Genomic DNA, 5,022 nt, shown 5'->3' on the forward strand with positions numbered 1-5,022 from the left:
CTTGGCCGAGACGGCGGGCTCGAACACCGAGAAGGTCCCGCCGAAGCCGCAGCACTCGTCCGGCCGGGCGAGATCGACGAGCTCGACACCCTTGACGAGGCGCAGCAGGTCGAGGGGCTTCGAATAGTAGGGCTTCACCAACTCGGATGGCCGCGCGTGATGGATGCCACGCAAGGCGTTGCAGTTGGTGTGATAGGCGACCTTATGAGGGAAGTTCGTCCAGGGCAGGTCCTCGACCTTCAGCACGTCGTGCAGAAATTCCACCAGCTCGTAGGTGCTGGCGCGGACGTGGCGCACCGCGTCGGTCTGGGGGATCGCGGTGAGATGCTCGCGGACTTGGTGGACGCAGGACCCCGATGGCGCGACGACATAGTCGAAGCCGGAAAAGTTCTTCACGAACAGCGCTTCGGTGGCGGCGGCTTCGGCGTGGCAACCGGTATTGGCCATCGGCTGACCACAGCACGTCTGATCGTAAGGGTATTCCACAGTGCAGCCGAGCCGCTCCAGCAGCTCGAGGGTGGCGATCCCCACCTCGGGCTCGAAGGCGTCGACGTAGCACGGCACGAACAGGCCGACCCGCATGGTGCGACAACTCCCTGAAGATCGGCCGCGCGGCGATCTGGAACGGTTCAAGATTGGTGGTGGGTCTACCGGATGTCGCTGATCTTGGCGAGATCGGACACTGCGTCACCGGGCCCGATGTAACGCAGCGCGCCGTTGATGCGGGGTCCGCAGCCCCTCCGTCTTCCAGGCCGTGGATCCGCGGTCAGGGGACGTCGTTCCCGGGGCTTGGCGGTCGGCGTCGTCGATCCGGTCGAGGGGTGACGCTCCTCCGTGCGCAGCCGGAGAGTTTCCCGAGGATGCTGGGCCGCGCGCTTGATTTCCGACGCCTCAGAGTCGAATGACGTCTGGAAGCGTTCCGAAGAGATCATCACCATGGAAGAACTGCTCGCCCGCGTCACCACCCGCACCGGGCTCGACGCCGCGACCGCTCAGACCGCCATCGGGCACATCCTGGCCTTCCTGCAGAAGGAAGGGCCGGCGACCGAGGTCGGTCAACTCCTGGCTGCCCTGCCGGGCTCCGAGTCCCTGATCGCCGAGTCGAATGCCGGCGAGAGCGGCGGCGGCGGTCTGATGGGCATGCTCGGCGGCATGATGGGCGGCGGCGGCGTCATGGCTTTGGGTCAGAAGCTGATGGCCGCCGGTGTCCCGATGGGTCAGATGCAGCCCCTCGGCCAGGAGCTGTTCGCTTTCGGTCGCGAGAAGGTGGGCGAGGACGCGATGGGCCCGATCATCGGCTCGATCCCCGGCTTGAACCAATTCGTCTGACGCCCATCGATGTGCGCGGTCGCACTGCATTCGGGTGCCGCCTGGACGAAGGTAAAAAAGAGGTTTCGAGGCGAAAGCTTGACGGAACCTGTCCACGCGATCCCCGTTATTAGGGTTGCGGGCTGGATCGACGCCTTTGGCAGTGTCCAGTTCCGCTATCAAGCAGGCCGGCCATGCCCGTCTTCGAAGCCAAAAACCTGGACAGCGAGTTTGAAGGGCAGACCCTGCTCGCTGCCATCCTGCATCCGACCCGCGCAGCGCAGACCCGCGCTCTGAGGCACGGTCGCCAACGGGCGGAGCGCGCGGCGGCCTTGGCCGATCCGATGACGATCGAGCCGCGTTTCCCGATTGCGCCCGGTGAACTGGCCCCGACCGGCTGTCCCAGCCGCTGAGGCTGTTCGGATTCGGTCAGCCTACCAGGGCTGCGACGTGACGAGACCCTGGCGCGTCACGACCACCCATTCCCGTCCGTGTCGCTCGACGCCTTCCACGCGACCGACGCCCGGAAGGATGTCGCCGGGCGAGACCTCGACCAGGCGGCGGCGCCGATTCTCCAAAACCGCCGTGCCCTCGTAGACGTCCCGCAGAGCCCAGCCTTCGATCACCGGCGGCCTGTCGAAGGTCGCCGGTTTCGGCTTGGTCTCGCCAATCTTGGCCTCGCCAGTCTTAGCCTCGCCCACCTTGGCGTCCGCCACCTTGACCTCGGGCTTCCCCTCGCTGGCGCGGGCGGGCTCGCCGATGCTTCCCGTCTGGGTCGGCTCCGCCTTCGCGGCGACCGGTGTCGCGGCTGTCCGGCGCTCCAGCTGCGCGGCGAGGCCGGTGAGCCGGGCGGTGTGCTCGCGCTCGCCCTGCTCAAGGCGCTCGCCGAGCGCCGCGACCTTGGCGTTAACACTCTTATCGACCTGCGCCAGACGCTCGCCGAGGGCGCTGCTGCGGGTCGCGGCCTCTTTCCGCGCGGCGTCGGTTGAGGCGCGAAGGTCGGCGAGGACGGTGTGGAGCTGCGCGATGTCGCCGGCCAGCCGAACGGTTTCGGTCCGGCCGGCATCGAGCGTGGTTTCGAGAGCCGCAATCGCATCGGGCCGCACGGCTGCCGGGCGGGAGAGCACCATCACGCTCCCGCCCAGAATTGCGCCGACGGCCAAAGCCGCGCCCGGGAGCGCGAGCCGCTTATGATCGAGGCGCGACAGGAACGGACGAGCGAAGCCCTTGCCCGCGGGAGGCTCCACGGACGCGGTCGCCGCCGGGGCAACTTCCGCCTTTCCGGTCACCACAGCTTTGAGCAGATCCGCCGGCGAGATGCCCTCGGAAACGGCCTGCTTGGCTTGGATCTTCGTCATCGCCCCGAACTCCGCACGCGGCCTCGCGCTGCAAGCGTTCGTTAAGGACGTTTGTTTACGAAACCCTTACCGCGGGCGCGCGGCTCAGGCCGCCAGCCCGCGCTTCTTCAACAGCGGCTCGATGCTGGGCATCCGCCCGCGGAAGGCCGTGTAGGCCTCGCGCGGATCGCGCAGATTGCCGGCACCGTACACGAAGGTCCGCAGCCGCTTGGCCGTCTCCGGATCGAAGATGTCGCCCGCTTCGCGGAACGCGTCGAACGCGTCCGCATCGAGCACCTCCGACCAGAGATAGCTGTAGTACCCGGCCGCGTAGCCGTCCCCCGAGAAGATGTGGGCGAAGTGCGGTGTCCGGTGCCGCATGCTGATCTCGGCGGGCATGTTGATCCGCCGCAACGCTTCGGACTCGAACACGGGGACGTCGAGCCCGGCCTCGCCCTCCGCCGAGAGATGCAGCGTCATGTCGACGATGGCCGAGGCGGTGTACTCCACCGTGGCGAAACCCTGGTTGAAGGTCCGTGCCGCCAGCAGCTTCTGCAGCAGGGCGTCGGGCATGGGCTCGCCGGTCCGATGATGCCGCGCGTGGGCGCGCAGGACCTGCGGCTGCTCCAGCCAATGTTCGTAGAGCTGCGAGGGCAGTTCGACGAAGTCCCGCGACACGGCCGTTCCGGACAGGAGCGGGTAGGTCACGTCCGATAGCAGACCGTGCAGGGCGTGGCCGAATTCGTGGAACAGGGTGCGTGCGTCGTCGAAGGACAGCAGCGTGCTCTCGCCGTCCGGCGCCTTGGCGAAATTCATCACGTTGACGATGATCGGCGTGATCGGGCCGTTCAGGCGCTCCTGCGAGCGGAAGGCGCTCATCCAGGCGCCGGACCGCTTCGAGGCCCGGGCGAAATAATCGCCGAGGAAGAGGCCCACCTCGGACCCGTCGGGATTGCCGACCCGCCAGACCCGGACATCGGGATGATACCGGGGGACGTCGGAGAGTTCCGTGAAGGTCAGGCCGAACAGCCGCGAGGCCGTGTCGAACGCCGCCTCGATCATCCGCTCCAACGGCAGGTAGGCCTTGATCTCACTCTCGTCGAGGTCGTGCTCGGCGCGACGCACCTTCTCGGCGTAGTGCCGCCAATCGTGCGCCTGGAGCGCGAAGTTGTGGCCTTCGGCCTGGATCGTCGCCTGGAGGCGGTCCCGCTCTTCGGCCGCCCGCGCCCGGGCGGGCGTCCAGACGTCGCGCAAGAGCCCGGTCGCCGCTTCGGGACTCGCCGCCATCGTGTCGTCGAGGGCGAAATGGGCGAAGCTCGCGAACCCGAGAAGCCGCGCCCGCTCCGCGCGCAACCGGATGATCTCGGCGAGGATCGCACGGTTGTCGGTCTCGCCGCCGTTCTCGCCGCGCCGGGTCCAGGCCGCATAGGCGCGCTCGCGCAGGTCGCGCCGGGTCGAGAAGACCAGGAAAGGCTCGATCAGCGAGCGCGACAGAGTGATGACGTGCCCGTCGAGGCCGCGCTCCTTGGCGGCGCTCTCGGCGGCGGCCCGCAGGAACGGCGGCAGGCCGGCCAGATCCTCCTCGCCCCGAAGCGGCAGGATGAAGCTGCTCTCGTCGGCCAGGAGATTCTGGCTGAACCGCGTGCCGAGTTCCGACAGGCGTGCCGCGATCTCCGCCATGCGAGCCTTGTCCTCGGGCGCGAGATCGGCCCCCGACCGCCGGAAGCGGATCCGGTATCGGTCGAGGACCCGGCGCTCCTCCGGCTCCAGGCCCTCGGGCGCGATCGCCGAGATCCGGACCCAGAGCTCGGGATTCAGGTAGATGGCGCTTCCATGCCGGGCGAGCTTGGGGCCGATCTCGCGCTCGATGGCCTGAAGCTCCGGGTTCGTATGGCTGCCGGTCAGATTGTAGAAGACGCCGGCGACGCGCTCGAGGGCGAGGCCGGCCCGCTCCATGGCCTCCACGGTGTTGCCGAAGGTGGCCGGAGCGTCCTGGCTCGCGATCACGCGGATCTCGGAAGCGTGGGCCTCTAGCGCCGCTGCGAAGGCCGGCCCGTAGTGCTCCGGTCGGATCCGCTCGAACGGCGGAAGGCCGTGCGGGGTGCTCCAATGCGCCTCGCGGAAGGGATTGTCCTGCGGCAGGCTCGGGAGCCCGGCATCAGCTGCGTCCGACATGCGGTCCTCAACGATACGTCCACGCGACGCCGCGTCTGTCCGCGCCGCCGGTGCGCCGACATGGGGTCTGCCGGCGCGATCGGAAAGACAGTGGCCCGTTCGACGGGTCCGTCAACCACATGGGCGCGATCCGAATGGCGTCTCGTCCGTTGTAGAGGCCAACGCCCACGCTTCGAGGCCCCATGCCGGGACGCACTCTGTC

5 protein-coding genes are annotated in these 5,022 nt (G+C 68.3%); 2 read left to right on the forward strand and 3 right to left on the reverse strand.

What is annotated here, in order from left to right:
- Positions 1-582 (reverse strand): (Fe-S)-binding protein (locus I53_RS01160; protein WP_043345817.1); only part of this gene is annotated, 582 nt, incomplete at its 3' end.
- Between the two features lie 354 nt (positions 583-936).
- Here I53_RS01160 and I53_RS01165 point away from each other — a divergent pair.
- Together I53_RS01165 and I53_RS01170 are read left to right on the forward strand one after the other, a co-directional pair.
- Positions 937-1,329 (forward strand): DUF2267 domain-containing protein, encoded by a 393-nt coding sequence (locus tag I53_RS01165; protein ID WP_043345824.1) that lies wholly within the window; start codon positions 937-939, stop codon positions 1,327-1,329.
- A gap of 173 nt (positions 1,330-1,502) precedes the next feature.
- On the forward strand, positions 1,503-1,721 hold the full coding sequence (locus tag I53_RS01170) for a hypothetical protein (protein WP_043345819.1): 219 nt from the start codon (positions 1,503-1,505) through the stop codon (positions 1,719-1,721).
- A gap of 21 nt (positions 1,722-1,742) precedes the next feature.
- Here the strand turns inward: I53_RS01170 and I53_RS01175 are convergent, their stop codons facing one another.
- Together I53_RS01175 and I53_RS01180 are read right to left on the reverse strand one after the other, a co-directional pair.
- Positions 1,743-2,666, reverse strand: a complete 924-nt coding sequence (locus I53_RS01175) for a hypothetical protein (RefSeq protein ID WP_043345821.1) — start codon at positions 2,664-2,666, stop codon at positions 1,743-1,745.
- 84 nt (positions 2,667-2,750) lie between these two features.
- A complete protein-coding gene (locus tag I53_RS01180) occupies positions 2,751-4,820 on the reverse strand; it encodes a M3 family metallopeptidase (protein WP_043345822.1) in 2,070 nt (689 codons plus the stop codon).
- Positions 4,821-5,022 lie beyond the last annotated feature (202 nt).

The sequence above is a fragment of the Methylobacterium sp. B1 genome (assembly GCF_000333255.1).
In the GTDB taxonomy this organism is placed as follows: domain Bacteria; phylum Pseudomonadota; class Alphaproteobacteria; order Rhizobiales; family Beijerinckiaceae; genus Methylobacterium; species Methylobacterium fujisawaense.

Coding starts and splice junctions, on each gene's coding strand:
- I53_RS01180 (WP_043345822.1), bottom strand. CDS start 4,820: ATGTCGGACGCAGCTGATGCCGGGCTCCCGAGCCTGCCGCAGGACAAT.
- I53_RS01170 (WP_043345819.1), top strand. CDS start 1,503: ATGCCCGTCTTCGAAGCCAAAAACCTGGACAGCGAGTTTGAAGGGCAG.
- I53_RS01175 (WP_043345821.1), bottom strand. CDS start 2,666: ATGACGAAGATCCAAGCCAAGCAGGCCGTTTCCGAGGGCATCTCGCCG.
- I53_RS01165 (WP_043345824.1), top strand. CDS start 937: ATGGAAGAACTGCTCGCCCGCGTCACCACCCGCACCGGGCTCGACGCC.